13 protein-coding genes are annotated in these 19,429 nt (G+C 65.7%); 5 read left to right on the plus strand and 8 right to left on the minus strand.

All coding sequences use genetic code 11. From position 1 onward, the window contains the following. Positions 1–17 precede the first annotated feature (17 nt). Both EBS11_RS25825 and EBS11_RS25830 read left to right on the plus strand, forming a co-directional pair. The gene (locus EBS11_RS25825) at positions 18–1,889 is read left to right on the plus strand and encodes a peptidase M61 (RefSeq protein WP_290607950.1); all 1,872 of its coding nucleotides are present in this window, start codon (positions 18–20) and stop codon (positions 1,887–1,889) included. Between the two features lie 70 nt (positions 1,890–1,959). Further along, a complete protein-coding gene (locus tag EBS11_RS25830; protein ID WP_086136420.1) occupies positions 1,960–2,310 on the plus strand; it encodes a hypothetical protein in 351 nt (116 codons plus the stop codon). 172 nt (positions 2,311–2,482) lie between these two features. Here EBS11_RS25830 and EBS11_RS25835 read toward each other — a convergent pair whose 3' ends face one another. From EBS11_RS25835 to imuA, 4 genes are all read right to left on the minus strand, one after another. Next, positions 2,483–3,250: an alpha/beta hydrolase gene (locus tag EBS11_RS25835; RefSeq protein WP_290607952.1), complete on the minus strand. Its 768-nt coding sequence runs from the start codon at positions 3,248–3,250 to the stop codon at positions 2,483–2,485. Between the two features lie 84 nt (positions 3,251–3,334). Then, complete coding sequence (locus tag EBS11_RS25840) at positions 3,335–4,039, minus strand: glutathione binding-like protein (RefSeq protein ID WP_290607954.1); 705 nt, start codon at positions 4,037–4,039, stop codon at positions 3,335–3,337. A 104-nt stretch (positions 4,040–4,143) separates the two neighbouring features. Next, the gene (locus EBS11_RS25845) at positions 4,144–5,631 is read right to left on the minus strand and encodes a DNA polymerase Y family protein (RefSeq protein WP_290607956.1); all 1,488 of its coding nucleotides are present in this window, start codon (positions 5,629–5,631) and stop codon (positions 4,144–4,146) included. Then, the gene (imuA, locus tag EBS11_RS25850; RefSeq protein ID WP_290607958.1) at positions 5,561–6,271 is read right to left on the minus strand and encodes a translesion DNA synthesis-associated protein ImuA; all 711 of its coding nucleotides are present in this window, start codon (positions 6,269–6,271) and stop codon (positions 5,561–5,563) included. The genes EBS11_RS25845 and imuA overlap by 71 nt, the downstream gene beginning before the upstream one ends. 216 nt (positions 6,272–6,487) lie before the next feature. Between imuA and EBS11_RS25855 the strand changes: the two genes are divergently transcribed. After that, the gene (locus tag EBS11_RS25855) at positions 6,488–7,753 is read left to right on the plus strand and encodes a putative Na+/H+ antiporter (protein WP_290607960.1); all 1,266 of its coding nucleotides are present in this window, start codon (positions 6,488–6,490) and stop codon (positions 7,751–7,753) included. A gap of 51 nt (positions 7,754–7,804) precedes the next feature. Here the strand turns inward: EBS11_RS25855 and EBS11_RS25860 are convergent, their stop codons facing one another. The 3 genes from EBS11_RS25860 to EBS11_RS25870 form a co-directional block, all read right to left on the minus strand. Continuing rightward, on the minus strand, positions 7,805–9,829 hold the full coding sequence (locus tag EBS11_RS25860; protein WP_290607962.1) for a GNAT family N-acetyltransferase: 2,025 nt from the start codon (positions 9,827–9,829) through the stop codon (positions 7,805–7,807). A gap of 74 nt (positions 9,830–9,903) precedes the next feature. Then, positions 9,904–11,118, minus strand: coding sequence for an MFS transporter (locus tag EBS11_RS25865; protein ID WP_290607964.1), 1,215 nt, complete (start codon positions 11,116–11,118; stop codon positions 9,904–9,906). 335 nt (positions 11,119–11,453) lie between these two features. Further along, positions 11,454–12,653: a PHB depolymerase family esterase gene (locus tag EBS11_RS25870; protein ID WP_290607966.1), complete on the minus strand. Its 1,200-nt coding sequence runs from the start codon at positions 12,651–12,653 to the stop codon at positions 11,454–11,456. Positions 12,654–12,892: 239 nt separating this feature from the next. Between EBS11_RS25870 and EBS11_RS25875 the strand changes: the two genes are divergently transcribed. Next, positions 12,893–13,477 (plus strand): PRC-barrel domain-containing protein, encoded by a 585-nt coding sequence (locus EBS11_RS25875; RefSeq protein WP_290607968.1) that lies wholly within the window; start codon positions 12,893–12,895, stop codon positions 13,475–13,477. Positions 13,478–13,731: 254 nt separating this feature from the next. Here EBS11_RS25875 and hrpA read toward each other — a convergent pair whose 3' ends face one another. Next, the gene (hrpA, locus tag EBS11_RS25880) at positions 13,732–17,937 is read right to left on the minus strand and encodes an ATP-dependent RNA helicase HrpA (protein WP_290607970.1); all 4,206 of its coding nucleotides are present in this window, start codon (positions 17,935–17,937) and stop codon (positions 13,732–13,734) included. 56 nt (positions 17,938–17,993) lie between these two features. On the opposite strand from hrpA, the gene argA reads away from it, so the two are divergent. Beyond that, positions 17,994–19,304, plus strand: a complete 1,311-nt coding sequence (gene argA, locus EBS11_RS25885) for an amino-acid N-acetyltransferase (protein ID WP_046685875.1) — start codon at positions 17,994–17,996, stop codon at positions 19,302–19,304. The last annotated feature ends 125 nt before the right edge of the window (positions 19,305–19,429 follow it).

A 19,429-nucleotide genomic window follows, 5' to 3' on the forward strand; every position in this document is an offset into this window, starting at 1 on the left:
CCCCAGCCCCCCGCCACATGTCCCGTGTTCTCCTGTCCTTGTCCCTGTTTATTTCCGCCGCCGTCCAGGCGGCATCGCCCGCGCCGGCCCCCATCGTGCTGCACGTCGATGCCAGCAACGTGGCGCAGCAACTGTTCAGCATCCGCGAAAGCATCCCCGCCGCGCCCGGCAAGCTGACCCTGCTGTATCCGCAATGGGTGCCCGGCAACCACGGTCCCAGCGGCCCGCTGAACCAGCTGGCGGGCCTGCGCCTGTCCGCCAACGGCGCGCCCCTGGAATGGCGGCGCGACCCCGTCAACATGTTCGCCTTCCACGTCGACGTGCCGGCCGGCGCCAGCACGGTGGAGGCGCAGTACCAGCTCCTCTCGCCCGTCGACACGAGCCAGGGCCGCATCACCATGACCGGCGCCATGCTGGGCGTGCAATGGCATGCGATGACCCTGTACCCGGCCGGGCGGCCCGCGCGCGACATCCTCGTGCAGCCCAGCCTGACCCTGCCGGCCGGCTGGGAATTTGCCAGCGCCCTGGAAGTGCGCGCGCGGGCGGCCACGCCGGCCAGCCAGCGTGTCGATTTCGCGCCGCTGGACCTCGACACCCTGGTCGACTCGCCCGTCTTCGCCGGGCGCCATTTCGAGCGCATCGACCTCGACCCGGGCGCCAGGGTCCCCGTGCACCTGAACGTGATGGCCGACAGCGCCGACAGCCTGGAAGCGACGCCGCAGCAGATCGAGCTGCACCGCGCCATGCTGCAGCAAGCCTACAAACTGTTCGGCGCGCGCCACTACCGTCACTATGATTTCCTGCTGGCCTTGAGCGACGAGTTCGGCGGCATCGGGCGCGAGCACATGCAGTCGAGCGAAAACGGCGTCAAGCCCGGCTATTTCAGCGAATGGGAAAAGAACGAGGCGGGCCGCGTGCTGCTGCCGCACGAGCTGACGCATTCGTGGAACGGCAAGTTCCGCCGCCCCGCCGGCCAGGACACGCCGGACTTCAATACCCCGCTGCAAAACAGCCTGCTGTGGGTCTATGAAGGCCAGACGCAATACTGGGGCAATGTGCTGGCGGCCCGCTCCGGCCTCGTGGCCCCGGCCCACATGCGCGAGCTGTTCGCGTCCACGGCCGCCCATTACGACGCGATGCCGGGGCGCAGCTGGCGCGCCATGCAGGACACGACGAACGACCCCATCATCAATGGCCGCCGCCCCATCGCCTGGAGCAGCTGGCAGCGCGATGAAGACTACTATGTGGAAGGCGCGCTGGTGTGGCTCGACGTCGACACCACCATCCGCGAACTGTCGGGCGAGCGCCGCTCGCTCGACGATTTCGCGCGCAGTTTCTTTGGCGTGCAGGATGGCAGCACGACGCCCCTGCCCTACACCTTCGAGGACGTGGTTGCCGCGCTGAATGCCGTGCAGCCGCACGACTGGGCCACCTTCCTGCGCACGCGCCTGGACGGCCACGGCCCCGGCGCCCCGCTCGACGGCCTGGCGCGCGCCGGCTGGAAACTGGTCTACCGCGACACGCCCACGCCGTTCATGAAAGCAACTGAAGAGCGCAGCAAGGGCACGGACCTGACGTACTCGCTGGGCTTGACGATAAGCAAGGAAGGCAAGCTGGAGAAAGTGCTGTGGGACGGTCCCGCCTTCCAGGCCGGCCTGTCGGGCAACACGACCTTGCTCGCCGTCAATGGCACGGCCTACACGCCCAAGCTCCTGAAGGCGGCCATCCAGGCAGCCAAGGCCGGCGCGCAGCCGATCAACTTGCTGGTGCGCAAGGGCAAGCAATTCCAGACGGTGGCGCTCGACTACCACGGCGGCTTGCGCTATCCGCAGCTGGAGCGCATCGCCGGCACGCGCGACCGCCTGTCGGCCATCCTGCAGGCGCGCTGAGGCCTCAGTTCCCGGGAAATGTTGCGCCGCGCGCCCTCTGCGGCGGCCGCTTTTGGTGTATGCTGGCAGCATGAACAATGATACCGACATCCAGCTCAGCGGCCCCTTCAAGGCCACCGACGGCTCCGGCCGTGCCCATGACATCAAGGCCATCCGCATCTTCGACGAAGGCTACGGCATCATCGACGTGTATGTCGATTTCGCCGCCCCGCTCGAAGCGGGCGCCTACAAGGACAAGACCCTGGTCGGCCACATCCTGGCCCGCCTGCGCAGCCTCGGCTACGTGGGCCCCGATTTCGGCCACGGCGACCTGGGCTTGCAGGACAAGAAACTCATCGTCCTGGAAGCGCCGGAAGAGTTTTCCGCCTTTGCCGCCAGCAAGGGCTGGAAGGATCTTTCGGCGGAGTTTGACGAAGACTGAGCGCCTGCAAAAAACCCATGGCGTTGTTGCCGTGCCTCGTCGTACATTCGTACTGCCTTCGGCAAGGCGCCTAGCCCTGGGTATTTTTCAGGCACTCAGCTTATTTGACCAGACCGACACCATCTACGCCGCGCCAGCTTTTGCTGCCGCGGCGTTTTTCATGGGTAGCAGCTTAGGCGAGCTTGTTGATGTAGCGCGCGCTCCAGGCGGCGATGACGTTGGCGACGTAGGCCGCATCATTGCGCCCCGTCAATAAGTGGTCGGCGTCGTCGAGCGAGACGAAGCTTTTCGGGTGCTTGGCGGCCGTAAAGATCTCCATCGCGTTCGACAGGCTCACCGTCGTGTCGTTCGGCGCGTGCATCACCAGCAGGGCGCGGCGCAGGCCGGCGATGTGGGCTTTCAAGCTGTGGCTGCCCGCGTCATCGACGAATTGCTGGCGGATGCGAAAGGGCCGCCCCTCCAGCTGCACCAGCGCCTCGCCCTCGGCGGCGATCTGCGCCAGGTGCGCGCTGAACATGCGCGTCACGTAGGCGGGCGTGCTGGGAGCGGCCAGGGTCGCCACGGCGGTCGCTTCCGGCACCTGCGCGGCGGCGGCCAGCACGGCGGCGCCGCCCAGGCTGTGGCCGATCAGCAATTGCGGTGCGCCATGTTTTGCTCGCAGGAAATCGGCGGCGGCGACCAGGTCGTCCACGTTGGACGAGAAGTTCGTGGCGGCAAATTCGCCCTCGCTGGCGCCCAGCCCCGTAAAATCGAAGCGCAGCACGGCGATGCCGTGTTCCGTGAGGCCTTGCGCGATGCGCCGCGCCGCCAGCACATCCTTGCCGCAGGTAAAGCAGTGGGCAAACAGCGCGTAGGCGCGGATGGCGCCGTCGGGCGCATCGAGGCGCGCCGCCAGCACATGGCCGTGCGCGCCGGGAAAATCTTGCCGGGTGGATTTCATTGTCTCAGATCAAAGCTGCCGCGCGGGGCGGCCGAAGGCGTATTCTAGCGCCGTCCGGCCGCCGCCGCAGGCAGCTGGCAGGCATCAGTCGCGCCGGGGGATGTCGAGGCCCTTGATGACGGCCGGCCTGGCCAGGAAGGCGTCCAGCGCGCGCTGCACATTGGGGAAGTTCTCAAAGCCGACGAGATCGCCCGCGCCATAGAAGCCCACCAGGCAGCGCACCCACGGGAAGATGGCGATGTCGGCTATCGTGTACTGGCTGCCCATGATCCAGTCGCGGCCCTGCAGGCGCTGCTCCAGCACGCCCAGCAGACGCTTCGCTTCGCCCAGGTAGCGTTCCAGCGGACGCTTGTCCTCGTAATCCTTGCCGGCGAATTTATGGAAGAAGCCCACCTGGCCGAACATGGGACCCACGCCGCCCATCTGGAACATCAGCCACTGTATCGTTTCGTAGCGCAGGGCCGCCTCCTCGGGAATGCACTTGCCCGTCTTTTCCGCCAGGTACAGCAGGATGGCGCCCGATTCGAACAGGGCCAGCGGCTTGCCGCCGGGGCCGTCCGGGTCGAGGATGGCGGGAATCTTGTTGTTCGGATTGAGGGACAGGAAGGCGGGCGACATCTGCTCGTTGCGCTCGAAGCTGACCAGGTGCGGCTCGTACGCCAGGCCCAGCTCTTCCAGCAGGATGGAGACCTTGATGCCGTTCGGCGTCGGCAGCGAGTACAGCTGCAGGCGCTCGGGATGCCGGGCAGGCCATTTTTCGGTGATGGGGAAGTCGGAAAGCGGTGACATGGAACTCCTTTACGTGAATTGAATACGCTGCAGCGCCAGGCCAGTATAGCCAAGCCGCCCCGCTTCTGCCGGGCGGCCCTGAAACGGCTTGCGCCACCCGGCAGTCAGCCAAACAAGCCGTGCAAAAACCAGCGCGGCGCCGCGTCCTCGCCGCTGCCGGCGATGCGTTCGCGGTAGACCCAGTAATGGGCATGGTCGAGTCCTTCGGCAATGAAATAATCGCGCGCCTGCGACTGGCCCCACCAGCCCGCCTCGATGCGCTCGGCCACGGAGACCATCTTCAGGGGCGAGCCATAGAAGGGCCGGTGCTCGCGCATCAAGAGGGCGACGGGCTGGGCCAGCAGCCAGCCGGGACGGGGCATGCCGGGCAAGCCGGGCGGCAAGTCGGGTGGCGCGCTTCTTGCTGCGGGCTTGGCCGGCAGCGGCAGCCACTGGTTGGCCGCCTCGGGGCGGTAGTCGGCGCGCGGCACGGCCTGCAGGACATTGTCACTGCCCAGGCGCGCCACCAGCAGCTCCATCAGGCGCTGGCGCTCCTGCGGCGTGCCGCCCGGTTCGGGAAACAGGCTCTCGCTGGGCGGCGCCATCGGCTGCACCTGCAGCGCTTCCAGGGTCAGGCCGATCACGGGTGCCTCCAGCACCAGCTGCGCCAGGCGCTCCTTGAGCAAACGCAATAAGTGCTCGTCGCGCCAGACGGCCTCGCCCAAGGCCAGGTCGATGACGGTGGGCGGGCGCGCCACCCTGCCCCGCTCGTGCGCCAACAGCAACTGGATGCGCTCGACGGCGAATTGCCGCGCGCACAGCCAGCCCGTCATCTGCTGCAGCAGGCGGCGCGCGCCGAACAGCAGCGCGTCCGCGTGCTCCACGCGGTCGAACAGTTCCAGGCTGGCGCGGAACGTGGGCGGCGCTTCGAGCCACGCGTACAGTTCCGTGCCGTGGCCATGCGCATCGTCGAGCATGGCCAGCAAGGCGGCGCCGCAGCGGCGCTGCAGGCCGGGCCGGGGCAAGTGGCGCAGCTGCCCCAGGGTGCGGCAGCCGATGCCGTCGAACCAGTCCAGGTAGGGGCGCGCGGGCGGCAGCAGGGCGCACGGCAGGCCGTCGAGGCGGCGCACGAGACTCTCCATGCCCAGCACGCGGCCCCGGCGCGTCCCGGCGCGCGCCAGCAGCCAGGCGCCGCGCGCCGTAGGGGCGCACGACAGCTGGGCCGTGTAGCCGAGCGCGCGCAGGCTGGCCGCGATGCGCCGGCACAAGGCGCGCACGCCGCCGAACAGGCGCAGGCTGGCGCCCGCGTCGACCAGCAGGGTCGCTTCCTCGCCCTGCGCCACCAGCGGCGAGTATTGCAGCAGCGCCAGCGCCACCGCCTGCAGGGCCTGCGCTTCCAGTTCGGGTGAACGCTCGTGCAGGCGCGCCTGCGGCGCCAGCATCAGCGCGCCCGCGCGGCGCATGCCCGGCCGGATGCCGGCCGCCCGCGCCAGCGGCGACACGGCCATCACTTGCTCCTGCTCCAGCACCACGCCGAGGCTGTCAGCCGACCAGCGCGGGCAGAATACTTCGAGCGGGAGCCGGGGCAGGCACAGGCCGATCCAGAGTCGCATGGCGTCGCAGTAAAGAAGGCGGTTGCAGGGGCAGGAACAGGGGCGCGTCGCGCTGCGGTCCCCGGCGCTTGATGAAGCCGATCTCGATGCCGCCGGCGGCCGGGCGCACGGACAGGCGCAAGGCCGCCGGCGACGCATCCTGCGCGCCATGCAGGGGGCGCAGCATGCAGAACAGGGTATTGCCCCCTTGCGCGGCCAGGTGCAGGCGGCGCAGGCTGTCGGCGCGCACCTGGGATTGCCAGAACAGCAAGGCGCCGCAACTGCCGCTGCGCAAGATGTTTTCCGCCGCCCACAGGGCATCCTTGCTGCTGGCGCTCTTGAGCCACAGCAGCTGCGACGGCGCCAGCCCCTGCGCGGCCAGCGCCAGCGCCTGCGGCGGATGGGGCGGCTGCAGCAGCACGATGGGCTGCCCCGCCAGCTGCGCCAGGGCGGGCGCCAGCAGGCGCAGTTCGCCGCTGCCCGCCTGCTGCACCAGCAGGTCGATGAGGCTGCCGCTGGGCCAGCCGCCGCCGGGCAGCTGCGCGGACAGGGCGGCAAAGCCCGTCTCCAGGCAGCGCGTGGCGCCCTGGCCCAGCTGCGAGGCGCGCCACAAGGACGGGTGCAGGGCTTCCGGCGACGCCATCAATTGAGAATGTTGCATGATTGAATATGAGAATGAATACTGTATGCATATACAGTACTATCTGGTCCTGCTTTTGGCAAGGCTTATCTGCGGGCCATCTGCGCAGCACCGCTGCCGGGGCCGTTCCGCCACGTCCGAAAAACACCGTTTCTGGCATCGATTGCTGTACCATAAGCACTCTCCTTACCGCTCGGCAATGCACCGGGCGGCTTCCTACGTCCATAAGGAAAGTCATTGACCACCATCCAAATCATCAGCGCGATCATCTTCGGCCTTGCGCTCATCCACACCTTCGCCGCGAAGTCATTTGAAACATTGTCGCAGCGTCACCCCCGCCATGCGGGCCTGCTGCACCTGCTGGGCGAAGTGGAAGTCGTGTTCGGCTTCTGGGCCTTCATTCTGATCATCATCATGGCCTTTGTCTCGGGCGGCGATGCGGCCATCGAGTATGCGGAATCGCGCCAGTACACGGAGCCGCTGTTCGTCTTCGTCGTCATGGTGGTGGCCGCCTCGCGGCCCGTGCTCGACGCCGTGCAGCGCCTGTTGAAAGGCGTGGCGCGCGTGATGCCGCTGCGCACGGAACTGGCCCTCGTCTGGCTGGGCCTGGCGCTCGTGCCCCTGACGGGTTCGATGATCACGGAACCGGCCGCCATGACCCTGGCCGCGCTGATGCTGGCGCCGCAAATCTTTCGTCCAGGCATCCCCGAATGGCTGAAATACGGGGCCTTGGGCGTGCTGTTCGTCAACGTTTCCATCGGCGGCACCCTGACGTCGTACGCGGCGCCGCCCGTGCTGATGGTGGCCACCACGTGGAACTGGGACAGCGCCTACATGGCCAGCCATTTCGGCTGGAAAGCCGCCATCGCCGTGCTGGTCAACGCCACGGGCGTGAGCATCCTGCTGCGCAAATATCTGCACAGCAACACGTCCGATATCAAGCCGAAGGCCGGCGACGTGGAAATCCCGAAAGTGCCGCTGGCCGTCAGCTTTATCCACCTGGCCGTGCTGGCCGGCGTGGTGGCCCTGGCGCACCATCCCGTGCTGTTCTTCGGCCTGTTCCTGTTCTTCCTCGGCTTCGTGCAGGCGTATGAGCGCTATCAAAGTCCGCTGATCCTGAAGGAAGGCTTGCTGGTCGGCTTCTTCCTCGGCGGCCTGGTGGTGCTGGGCGGCATGCAGCAATGGTGGTTGCAGCCCATCGTCTCCAGCCTGAAACCGCTGGCCCTGTTCTTCGGCGCCCTGGGCTTGACGGCCATTACGGACAATGCGGCCCTCACCTACCTGGGCTCGCTGATCGTCGGCATGACGGACGAAGCGAAATACATGCTGGTGGCCGGCGCCGTGGCCGGCGGCGGCCTGACCGTCATCGCCAACGCGCCGAACCCGGCCGGCGTGGCCCTGCTGCGCCGCGGCTTCAAGGATGAATCGATCGGCGCCGTCGGCCTGCTGGCGGGCGCCCTGCTGCCCACGGCCGTGGCCGCCCTCGCCTTCCTGGCCCTGTAAGTCTCTACACGGGGCGGCTGCCGGCCGCCCCTGCCCCCGTCAGTTCCCCCATCAATTCCCCTCATACACGAGGAAATGCAGCCGGTCGTAGAACAGGCTGTAGGCATAGTCGAAGGTGCCCACGCTGCGAAATCCCTTGTGCAGATACACTTGCAGCGCTTCGCTCTTTTCCCACACCGTCAGGCTGATGCGCGTGCAGCCCTTGCCCCTGGCCACGTCGCGGATGGCATGGAACATCTGCTTGAACAAGCCCTGTCCCCGGTATTTCTCGTCGATGGCCAGGCTGCTGACGAAGCAGTCGCCGGCGCGCGCATGTTGCAGCACGAACTGGTCATACGCGTCGTCGAGCGCCTTCATGTCATCGCGGTAATACGAGACGGCCCCGCAGGCCTGGAATTCGTCCATGGTCGCGGCCGTGAAAAAGCCGATGAAGCGCTCGTCCTCGTCGTGCAGGCCGTGGATGTGCTGCAGATACGGGTCGATATTCTGCCGCCGCTGCAGTTCGACGAACTGCAGATTGAGCTTATTGCCAAACGAACAGTATTCCAGGTAGCTGGTGGCAAACAGCAGCTTGGCCATGCGGTTCTTCGCTTCCTCGCCCAGCAGGCTGCCGGGCACCAGCCTGAGCGGCGCATGCGACAGCAAGCCCTCGTCTTCGGGCGCGGCCGCCTCATGCGCGGCGGGCAGGCGGCTGCCGTGGCGGCCCACGGTGGGACGCCAGAAGGCGCCGGAAGCAATATGCCGCGACCGGTGCGCCAGCAGGTAGCGGCAAAAGACGTCATTCACGCGGTCCAGCTGCGGATCGTGCGACAGCACCGAGTAGTAGTGGAAATGGTCGATTTCCGCGCGCAGTTGGGCCGCATAGGCCATGCGCGGCGCTTCCTCGATGTCGAACACGTCGACGATGTTGACCAGGCTCAAGGGGTCGTCCAGTTGCCAGCCGATCTCGTCGAGCTGCGCGATGCAGCGGGCATACGCGCGCGCCTCTTCCTCGCTGAGCGGGATATGCGTATCGGTCATGATGTCGACCAGCAGGCGCATGCCGCGGATGCCGCCCACCACCGCTTCCGGCGCGCCGTCGTACAGCACGCAATAGCGCTGGTAGAACTCGGCATGGCTGAGCATGGTGCGGCCCAGGTGCTGCTTCCACTGGGCATAGAACTGGCCGAACAGCCGCGCCTCGAATTGCGGACAGGAACGGGGGATGGCGCCATCGATGTCCGCATAAGCGCGGTTCACATTGCGCTGGATCAAACGCAGCGCCGCGTCGTTCTTCCTGGCGATCAGCATGCCCGTTTCATCGAGAAACAGGTTCATCCAGCTGACGTGGCGGCGCCCGCCCCCGGCGTCCGCGTGGCGCTGGAAATAATCGGGCACCTCCGGCTTCATCAGGAAAATCGTCGCCGGATTGTGCGGGATCGTGTCGACATCCATGTACATGCCGCCGTACTCGCACATGATGAGGATGCGGAAATAATCGGACAGGGTGGCGAAGTAGCGCTGCGCATGCAGGGCGTCGAGTATGCCGAAGCGCGCCGGGACAAAGTCCAGCGCCAGCGCGCGCAGCGAATTGATGTGCAGGGTCGTGCCGCCGATGGCGTAGCGGCCTATCGTGTAGCGCCCCGCGCCGCCCGTCGGGCTGAAGCGCGCATCGCTGCGCAGCTGGGCCGCATCCCATACCCACAGGATGGAGACGTACGGCGCGCCGCCATTGTGCAGCACCTCGTCCAGCGCCGCGCCCCATTGCACGATAGCCTGGGCGGCGATGGCCGGCAACGGCCCGCCCATCCAGATGCGGTGCACGTAGCGCTCGTCGTCGCCCAGCGCCCTCGTGGGGATGGCGCTCAGCGAGGAACAGCTGGCCGCATTGAAATGCGTGAAATTGGCGGCGATGAAGCTGCGCAGGGCGGCAAGGCCGGCCTGGTGCTCCCCGGCCAGGCGGCCGGCGTCCGCGTCCGCCGGCCCCGCATCGGCCAGGGCGATGAAATCGAGCTTCAGCTTATTGATGCGGAACTCGTATTCCAGGTTGAAAATCGTTGCTTGATCGTGTTTCGAAGCCAGGTCATCTATTTTCATGAGCGCACCATCTTCCGCAGGAAAGTGTAGGTAATTTCGTCCAGGTAATCCACAACACGCGCACCGTGGCGCCATCAATGCCGGGCCAGCCGCACCTCGCTTTCCCGGCGTCCCGCCATGCCCCGCGTAAACAGCAGCAGACACGCCACGATGGCCACGATGACGGGGATATTCAGCAGCGCGTACGTTTCCAGCGCATAGCCGAAGCGCTGGCACAGCACGTTGTACAGCTGCAGCCAGGCGGATAAATAGATGCAGTAAAGCAAGCTCATGGCGGCCGTCGTCAAGGTCATCGCTTCCTTGCTGGCCGTGATCGCGCTGCGGATCAGGGCCCCGTTGAACAGGCCGAAACCGATGGAATAGACAAACATGCAAATCGCAAACACATCGACGTGATGGCGGCCCAGACCCGCCCCCAGCATGCCGGCGGCCGCGATCAGCCCGCCCAGGCGCAGCAGGGCGACGAGGGGGAAGTCCTGCCGCAGGCGCTGGATGGCGATGCTGCTGAGGACAAAACCGGACAGGATCACGCACTGCAGCGCGATATACGTGGCGTAGGACGCACCCATCTCCTGCAGCACGAAGATGGGCGAAAAGCCGATCCAGGCCGTCAGGGGCACGGTGGCCAGCCCGGCCGTAAACATGCCGAACATGAAGCGTCCGTTGCTGAAAATGGCGGCATAGCTGCGCGCGATGGCGGCCAGGTCCGGGCGCGCGCGCGGCGCTGCCGTGCGCGGCATGGTCTTGAACAGGCCCAGCAAGGACAGCAGCGCCAGCAGGCCGGAGCAGAAAAAGACGTAGCGCCAGTCCAGCCGGCTGACGATGGCGCTGCCGAGGACGGGGCCGGCCAGGGGCGCGAGGATGGTGGTGCTCGAAAGGATGCTGCTGAGCTTGACGGCCGCCATATCGTCGAACAGTTCGTGGATCATGGCATAGCCGACAAACACGAAGCAGCAACCCATGCCCTGCACGAAGCGCGCCAGCAGGAATTGCTCGATAGTGGCGCACAGCGGCACCGTCAGGGTGGCCAGCAGGAACAAGGTATTGCCGGTGAGCACGAGCTTGCGCTTGCCGATATGGTCCGCCAGCGGTCCCAGGAATATCTGCAGGGAACTGCCGCCCAGCAGGTACAGGCTGAGGGACAGGGGAATGAACTTGTCCTCCGCCTTGAACTCATCGACGATGGTCAACATGGCCGGCATGATCATGTCGTTCGACAGATAGATATTGAGTTCAAAGACGAGGAAAAACGCAAAAAACCACAGCAACTGTTTCGACTTGATGGACATGGCGCATTCCGTGACGTGGGTGGCTGTCGTCAGCGCCGGCGCCCTGCCGACGCAGGGCGCGGCAAGCGCGCCTCGGCACTGAAAACATATACCAATTGTATACCACTTAGCATTTTTATCGCCTGTTTTTGTTGTTTTTAAATACCTATACAATACCACTTAGGGAAAAGCCAGCCTGGCTGGGGCACGCTGCCAGCCAGCCGAAAAGCGCGCAGGCGGCCAGCCGCCGCGCTGGCGCGGGGGCGCGACGGCGGTAACGGTGCTGCGGCAGGAAGGGCGGCGTGCGTACCAGTGAGGGTCACGCGGCACGGCATGGGCGGCGCCGGCCGGGGAGACTATCGGCGGCGCTGGCTGGCGAAGAAATCGAGCAGCAGCTTGCTGGCGTCGGGCTTGGCCTTGTCGTTGAACGGCAGGCTGGCATCGCCGCCGCTCCACGCGTGCTCGAGGCGCTCGACCTGTGCCACGCGCAGCAGCACCTGCTTGCCCACCCGGTAATCGTGCAGCGCATACGCATGGGCCGGGTTGCGTCCGCCCGCCGCGCCGCCGGGCAGGCGCTGCACCGTCACCACCGTGTCTGCCGGCAGGCGGTTCACGCGCACGCACTGGCGCACCAGCTGCGTCTGGTTGATGGGCCGCACCACCCGGTCGGCCTGCCCCTGGATCAGCATGGCGGGCAGGAGCGGAAACGCGGGCTGGCGCGCCAGCACTTCATCGATGGCGGCATCCATGCGGGCGCCGGCGCCATGCTGCATCACGTGCAGGGCGCCGATCAGGTTGTGGCCGGCGCCAAATACGGGGCCGGAATGCAGGCCCAGCGCGGCAAACAGGTGGGGATGGTTCAGGGCCACGATATGCGCCATGCCGGCGCCGGCGGAAATGCCGCAGATATAGATGCGTGCCCGGTCGATGGCGTAGCGGGCCGCCACCTGCTCGATGGCGCCGACGATCAGGCGCACGTCGCCGCCGCCCTCCTGCGTCAGCTTGTCATACCACTTCCAGCAGCGGCGCGCATGCGCGCGCAGCGATTGCTGCGGATACAGCACCGCATAGCCCTTGCGCTCAGCCAGGCGGTTCATGCGCGTGCCCTCGGCAAACTGCGTGGCGCTCTGCTCGCAGCCATGCAGCATCACCAGCAGCGGCCGGCCCCGGCTGCGCATGGCCACGTTCGGCGCCTTCTCGGGCAGGTACAGGAAATACGGCAGGCGCCGGCCCGGCAACTGGCCCAATTCCGGCAAGGGCGCATAGTGGGCCGCCAGCCACTTGCCGGGCGGGGGCGCCGTCCGCTTGCGCGCGCGGGGCGGTGCCAGGGGCGTGGCAAAGGGCGCCAGGGAGGGCGCCGCGTCGCGGACGGGTTTGGCGCGCGGCTTGGCGGCCGTTTTGCCCACGGTTTTGCTGACGGCCTTGCCCACGGCCTTGGCACGCGGCTTGGCGGGCGCGGGGCCGAACAGCACCTTGGCCAGCCTGGTCGCCGTGCGCTGCTGCGCCTTGCCGGCGCGCAGGAGTCCACGCAGCCACCTGGTCGCGGGCTTTACCATGGGCACGAGAAGACGGTCTGTTGTGGAGCGTACCGCCAGTTCATCCCTGTGCATCGTTGCATCGTCAGCATGTGCGGCCTCCTCCGTAGAACGCATAGAGTACCGCAATTGGCGGACCACACCGTACGTTTGCACACCGATAAAAGTGCCGCTGGCACCATTGAGGCAGATCAAACGCGACGTGGCGCGTATGCTTAATCTGGGTGTTCGATCAGCACTTCACTCGAGGAGAAAACACCATGAGCTATCTGGACCGCGACATCCTGGGCATGTACCGCAACCACGACGGCCCGGGGCCGGCCCTGATGGGGGCCGACACCCTGATCGGCGACGACGTCTACAACCACAGCGACGAGGAACTGGGCGACATCAAGGAAATCATGCTCGACATGCGCACGGGCCAGATCGCCTATGCCGTGCTGTCCTTCGGCGGCATCCTGGGCATGGGCGACAAGCTGTTCGCCGTGCCCTGGGAACGCCTGACCCTCGACCCCGTCAACAAGCGGTTTTTACTCAACGTGGAAAAAGGCCAGCTGAAGGACGCGCCCGGCTTCGACAAGAACAACTGGCCCGACATGGGCAGCGAGGCGTGGAACCAGCAGATGGAAGCGTTCTACGGCAGCGGCACGCGCTACGGCAGCATGGCCGGCAGCCGCATGCCATCGGGCAGCGAGCTGCGCGGTGGCGCCAGCCTGCAATCGGGCAGCGAAGGCAGCATGTCGGGCACCTCCATGAGCGGCAGCCGCGCCGGCACGGGCATCAGCCAGGGCGACCCGGGTTCGCGTTCGGCGCTCGGCGATGACAAGATGGATAAGCGTAGTTGACGAGAAAGGTCTTAAGTAGCGCAGAGTACGCGGCGCTTCGCCTCGGCGGCTCTGTTAATCCGGCAGAAAACGCTTCAGAATTTAGCGAGCAAGCGACTATAGCCGCCCATCGTTCGTGTCACGGTGACTCTAGAAACCGTAGCGAGCAAGCTCAATATTGCGTTGAGTAGCGCAACCGTACTCTGTACGGGGGCGCCGAGCCGGTGAGCAACGCCGACGCAATAGTGAGCTAAGCGAGGTTTATAGAGGTACTATCACCGCTGCATGGACTCCCATACCTTCTGCAAACGCTTGGCAGACACGGGCATCGGCGTGCGCAACTCCTGCGCAAACAGGGACACGCGCAGTTCTTCCAGCATCCAGCGGAAGTCGACCAGTTTCGGGTCCGTGTTCTTGCCGGCCTGGCGATCCTTGGCCTGGCGCAGATACGGCGCGGCAGCCGATTGCCATTCGGCCATCAACTTGGTGTCGCGGGCGGGGTCGGCACGCAGTTTTTCCAGGCGGACATTGATCGCCTTCAGGTAGCGGGGGAAATGCGCCAGCTGCGTGTACTCGTTTTCCGTCAGGAAGCGCTTGTGCACGAGTCCCTGCAGCTGCGACTGGATGTCTGCGGCCGCCGCTGCCGGGATATTCTGCAGGCGCTTGGGCAAGCCGTGGAATTCCGTCAGCACCTGCGCCAGCAGGCGGGCGATTTCATTGACCAGCAAGACGAGGCGCGACTTGCCCTCCGCCTGGCGTTTGGTAAACGAGGCGGCGTCCAGCGGCAGCGGATCTTGCAAACAAGCAATATCGAGCGCCTTGTTGATGATTTGCTCGCGCAACTCTTCCTGCGAACCGAGGGCCATGAACTGCATGCCCATCTGCTGCAGGCCGGGGATGCTTTTCTCGACGTACTTGATCTGCTCCTTCATCTGCAGCGCGAACAGGCGGCGCAAGCCCACCTTGTGCGTGCGGGCAGCCACGGTCGGGTCGTCAAATACTTCCAGGTCGCAATGCGTGCCCTTGTCCACCAGCGCGGGGAAGCCGATCAGGGTCAGCTTGCCCTGCACGATTTCCAGCAATTCCGGCAATTCGCCGAAGGTCCAGCCCGTCAAGCCCATGTGCTGCGACACGGTGGCATTCGGCGACGCCGGCGCGGCAGCGACCGCTGCGCCCTTGGCCGCTGCGCCGCCCTTGCCTGGCGCCGCGTTGCTGCTCTGCGCCTGCGCCTGCAGCCGCGACGCCACTTGCGCGCCCGCCACCTTGGCACCCGGCGTACCCGTGCCGGACACGCCCGATACTTCGGCCAGCTTCTGGAAACTCTGGCGCGCCTGGCCGCCGAATTCCGCCTGCAGGGTGGCCAGGTTGCGGCCCATGTCCAGCTGGCGGCCATGCTCGTCGATCACCTTGAAATTCATGAAGTGATGGGCAGGCAGGGTTTCCGGCTTGAAATCCGTCGTCAGCACGTTGATGGTGATCTGCGTGCGGATGTCCGCGATGATGGCGTCGACCAGGTCGCCCCGGCCGAACACGCCCGCCTCGTGCACGCGCTCGCAGAACTTGGCCGCGTAGTCGGGCAGCGGCACGCAGTGGCGGCGCAGCTTTTGCGGCAAGGACTTGAGCAGCAGGTGGACTTTTTCCTTCAGCATGCCCGGCACCAGCCATTCGCAGCGCTCGCGCGGCAGCTGGTTCAGCGCGTACAGCGGCACCGATAACGTCACGCCATCGCGCACGCTGCCCGGCTCGAAGTGGTAGGTGAGCCCCATTTCCAGGCCCGTCACGGACATGGTTTTCGGGAACAGGTCCGTCGTCACGCCGGCCGCCTCGTGGCGCATCAGCTCTTCGCGGTTCAGGTACAGCAGCTTCGGGTTCTCGCGCGTCGCTTCCTTGTGCCACTTTTCAAAACCGGCGCCGTTGCACACGTCCGCCGGCAGCAGCTTGTCGTAGAAGGCGGCGATCAGCTCGTCGTCGACCAGCACATCCAGGCGGCGCGACTTGTGTTCAAGGTTCTCGATGTCCTTGATCAGTTTATGGTTGTGCGCGAAGAACGGCGCGCGCGTGTCGAAGTCGCCGCCGACGAGCGCGTCGCGGATGAAGATTTCGCGCGCTTCCGGCAAGTTGAAATTGCCGTAATTGATGCGCCGCTGGCTGTACACCACCAGGCCATACAGGGTTGCCCGTTCGGACGCCGTCACCTGCGCCGAACGCTTTTCCCAGCGCGGCTCGCCCCACGATTTCTTCAGCAGGTGCCCGCCCACCTTTTCCAGCCACTCGGGCTGGATCTGCGCCACGCAGCGCGCGTACAGGCGCGTCGTGTCGACCAGTTCCGCCGCCATGATCCACTTGCCCGGCTTTTTCAGCAGCGAGGAACCGGGCCAGATGTGGAACTTGATGCCGCGCGCCCCCAGGTAGCCCGCGCCCGGCTCGTCCTCGCCCTTGAAGCCGATATTGCCCAGCAAGCCAGTCAGCAGGGCCATGTGCAGATTATCATAGGTGGCCGGTGCTTCGTTCAGGCGCCAGCCCTGCTCCTTGACGATGGTCAACAACTGCGAATGCACGTCGCGCCATTCGCGCAAGCGCATCTGCGACAGGAAATTCGTGCGGCAATTGTCCTGCAGCTGGCGGTTGGTTTTCTTGTGTTCGATGGCGGACTCGAACCAGCGCCAGATTTTCAAATAGCTGAGGAATTCCGACTTTTCATCGGCGAACTTCTTGTGCGCCTCGTCGGCCGCCTGCTGGTGCTCCATCGGGCGGTCGCGCGGATCCTGCACGGACAGGGCGGAAGCGACGATCAGCACTTCCGTCAGGCAGGCGTTGTCCAGCGCGGCGAGGATCATGCGGCCCACGCGCGGGTCCAGCGGCAGCTTGGCCAGCTTGTTGCCCAGCGGCGTGAGCTTGTTCACTTCGTCGACGGCGCCCAGTTCCTGCAGCAGCTGGTAACCGTCGGCGATGGCGCGCGCCAGCGGCGGCTCGATGAAGGGGAAGGTCTCCACGTCCGTCAGGTGCAGGGACTTCATGCGCAGGATGACGGCCGCCAGCGAGGAGCGCAGGATTTCCGGCTCCGTGAACTTCGGCCGCAGCAGATAATCCTGCTCTTCATACAAACGGATGCACACGCCATCGGCCACGCGGCCGCAACGGCCGGCGCGCTGGTTGGCGGCCGACTGGGCGATCGGCTCGACCTGCAACTGCTCCACCTTGTTGCGGTAGCTGTAGCGCTTCACGCGGGCCAGGCCCGCATCGACCACGTAGCGGATGCCGGGCACGGTCAGCGAGGTTTCCGCCACGTTGGTGGCCAGCACGATGCGGCGCGCATTGCTGGTCTTGAACACGCGCTCCTGCTCCTCGGCCGACAGACGGGCGAACAGGGGCAGGATTTCCACGTGCGGCGGATGGTGCTTGCGCAGCGCTTCGGCGCAGTCGCGGATTTCGCGCTCGCCCGGCAGGAATACCAGCACGTCGCCCGAACCGATGCGGCACAGCTCTTCCACGCCATCGACGACGGCGTCCATCAGGTCGCGCTTTTCGCGCGCGGCAGCGGTCCTCTGCCCTGGCTTGTCGGCATTGCTGCCGGCGCCCGGCATGGCCACCTGCTCGCGCTCCACGGGACGGTAGCGCACTTCCACCTGGTACAAACGGCCCGACACTTCGATCACGGGCGCGGGTTTTTCCGGCGTGCCGAAGTGGCGCGCGAAACGCTCCGCGTCGATGGTGGCCGAGGTGATGATGATCTTCAGGTCGGGCCGGCGCGGCAGCAGCTGCTTCAGGTAGCCGAGCAGGAAGTCGATGTTCAGGCTGCGTTCGTGCGCTTCATCGATGATGATGGTGTCGTAATTTTTCAACAACGGGTCGGTCTGCGTCTCGGCCAGCAGGATACCGTCCGTCATCAGCTTGACGGAGGCGCCCTTCGTCAACGTGTCGGCAAAGCGCACCTTGAAACCCACCGTCTCGCCCAGGGGCGTGCCCAGTTCCTGCGCGATGCGCTTGGCCGTCGACGAGGCGGCGATGCGCCGCGGCTGCGTGTGGCCGATCAAGCCCTTCTGGCCGCGCCCCAGTTCCAGGCAAATCTTCGGCAATTGGGTCGTCTTGCCGGAGCCCGTCTCGCCGGAAACGATGATCACCTGGTTTTCCATCAGGGCCTTGGCGATTTCCTCGCGCCGGCCCGAGACGGGCAAGTCTTCCGAATACGTGATCGGCGGCAGCGGATTGCGGAAAGCCTTTTCCGCCTCGCGCGCGGCACGGGCCGCGTCGCGGGCTTCGCGGCTTTCCCGGCTTTCCCGTGCATCGCGCGCAGGCTGGCCATCGCGCGGCGCGCGCTGCTGCTGTTGCTGCCGCTGCTGCGGCTGTTCCGTGCGCGGCTGCTGCCTTTGCTGGCTCACGGGCGGGCGCTGGCGGCCCTGCGCAGGCGCGGCAACATCGCCGCTGGCGGGCACATTTGCAACGGTGGAAGGAGGGGAAGACTTATTGCTGGCTGAAGACATTGTTTTTTACAGGTATTTTAAGCGCGCACATCGCGCAGCGAATTATAATGCGCTTAATGGAAAACCCTACCCAATTCGTCCAATGGCTGCGCTCAGTCGCGCCCTACATCCACGCCTTTCGCGGCAAGACCTTCGTGGTCGCCTTCCCCGGTGAACTCGTCAGCGCCGGGGCGCTGCAGGTGCTGGCCCATGATTTGTCCCTGCTGCATGCGCTGGACATCAATGTCACCGTCGTCTACGGCTCGCGGCCGCAGGTGGCGGAACAACTGGCCTTGCGTAACGTCGAAGGGCGTTTCCACAACGGCGTGCGCATCACGGATATTGCCGCACTGGAATGCGCGAAGGAAGCGGCCGGCGAGCTGCGCCTCGATATCGAGGCCGCGTTCAGCCAGGGCTTGCCGAACACGCCCATGTCGCATGCGGCCATCCGTATCATTTCCGGCAACTTCATCACGGCGCGCCCGCTGGGCGTGATCGATGGCGTGGACCTGGAACTGACGGGCATCACGCGCAAGGTGGATGCCGAAACCATCCATTCCATCCTCGGCTCCGACGGCCTGGTGCTGCTGTCGCCGCTGGGCTTCTCGCCCACGGGCGAAGCGTTCAACCTCACCATGGAAGACGTGGCCTGCAGCGCCGCCATCGCCCTGCACGCGGACAAGCTGATTTTCATCACGGAAACACCGATGATGGAAGACGCGACGGGCGTGGAAATCCGCGAACTGTCGTCGCACCAGGCCGAAGCCGTGCTGATGGCCGGCTTCCTGCCCGACGCCACGGCGTTCTACCTGAAACATTGCGTCAAGGCATGCCACAACGGCGTCGAGCGCTCGCACATCGTGCCCTTCTCGATGGACGGCTCGGCCCTGCTGGAATTGTTTACCCATGATGGCGTGGGCACCATGATCAGCCATGAAAACCTGGAAAGCCTGCGCCAGGCCACCATCGAAGACGTGGGCGGCATCATCAAGCTGATCGAACCGCTGGAAGCGGACGGCACGCTGGTCAAGCGTGGCCGCGAGCTGATCGAACGGGAAATCGATTATTTCTCCGTCATCGAGCACGATGGCGTCATCTTCGGCTGCGCCGCCCTGTACCCCTTCCCTGCGCAAAAGATGGCGGAAATGGCATGTTTGACGGTCAACCCGGAGGTGCAGGCCCAGGGCGACGGCGAGCGCATCCTGAAACACATGGAAAACCGCGCCCGCGCCGCCGGCCTGAACAAGCTGTTCGTCCTGACCACGCGCACCTCGCACTGGTTCAAGAAACGGGGCTTCGTGCCGGCCACGGTCGACGATTTGCCGAAGGACCGCCAGCATATGTATAACTGGCAGCGCAAATCCCAGGTACTGATTAAAACCTTGTAGCGCATTCAACAAAAAGTCCATGGCGTTGTTGCATTGCCTCGCCGTACTTTCGTACTGTCTTCGGCAACGCGCCTGGCCCTGGCCATTTTGTTCAGCGCCATCAAAAAAGCCCGGCATGCCGGGCT

The organism is Janthinobacterium sp., from assembly GCF_009923995.1.
In the GTDB taxonomy this organism is placed as follows: domain Bacteria; phylum Pseudomonadota; class Gammaproteobacteria; order Burkholderiales; family Burkholderiaceae_D; genus Janthinobacterium.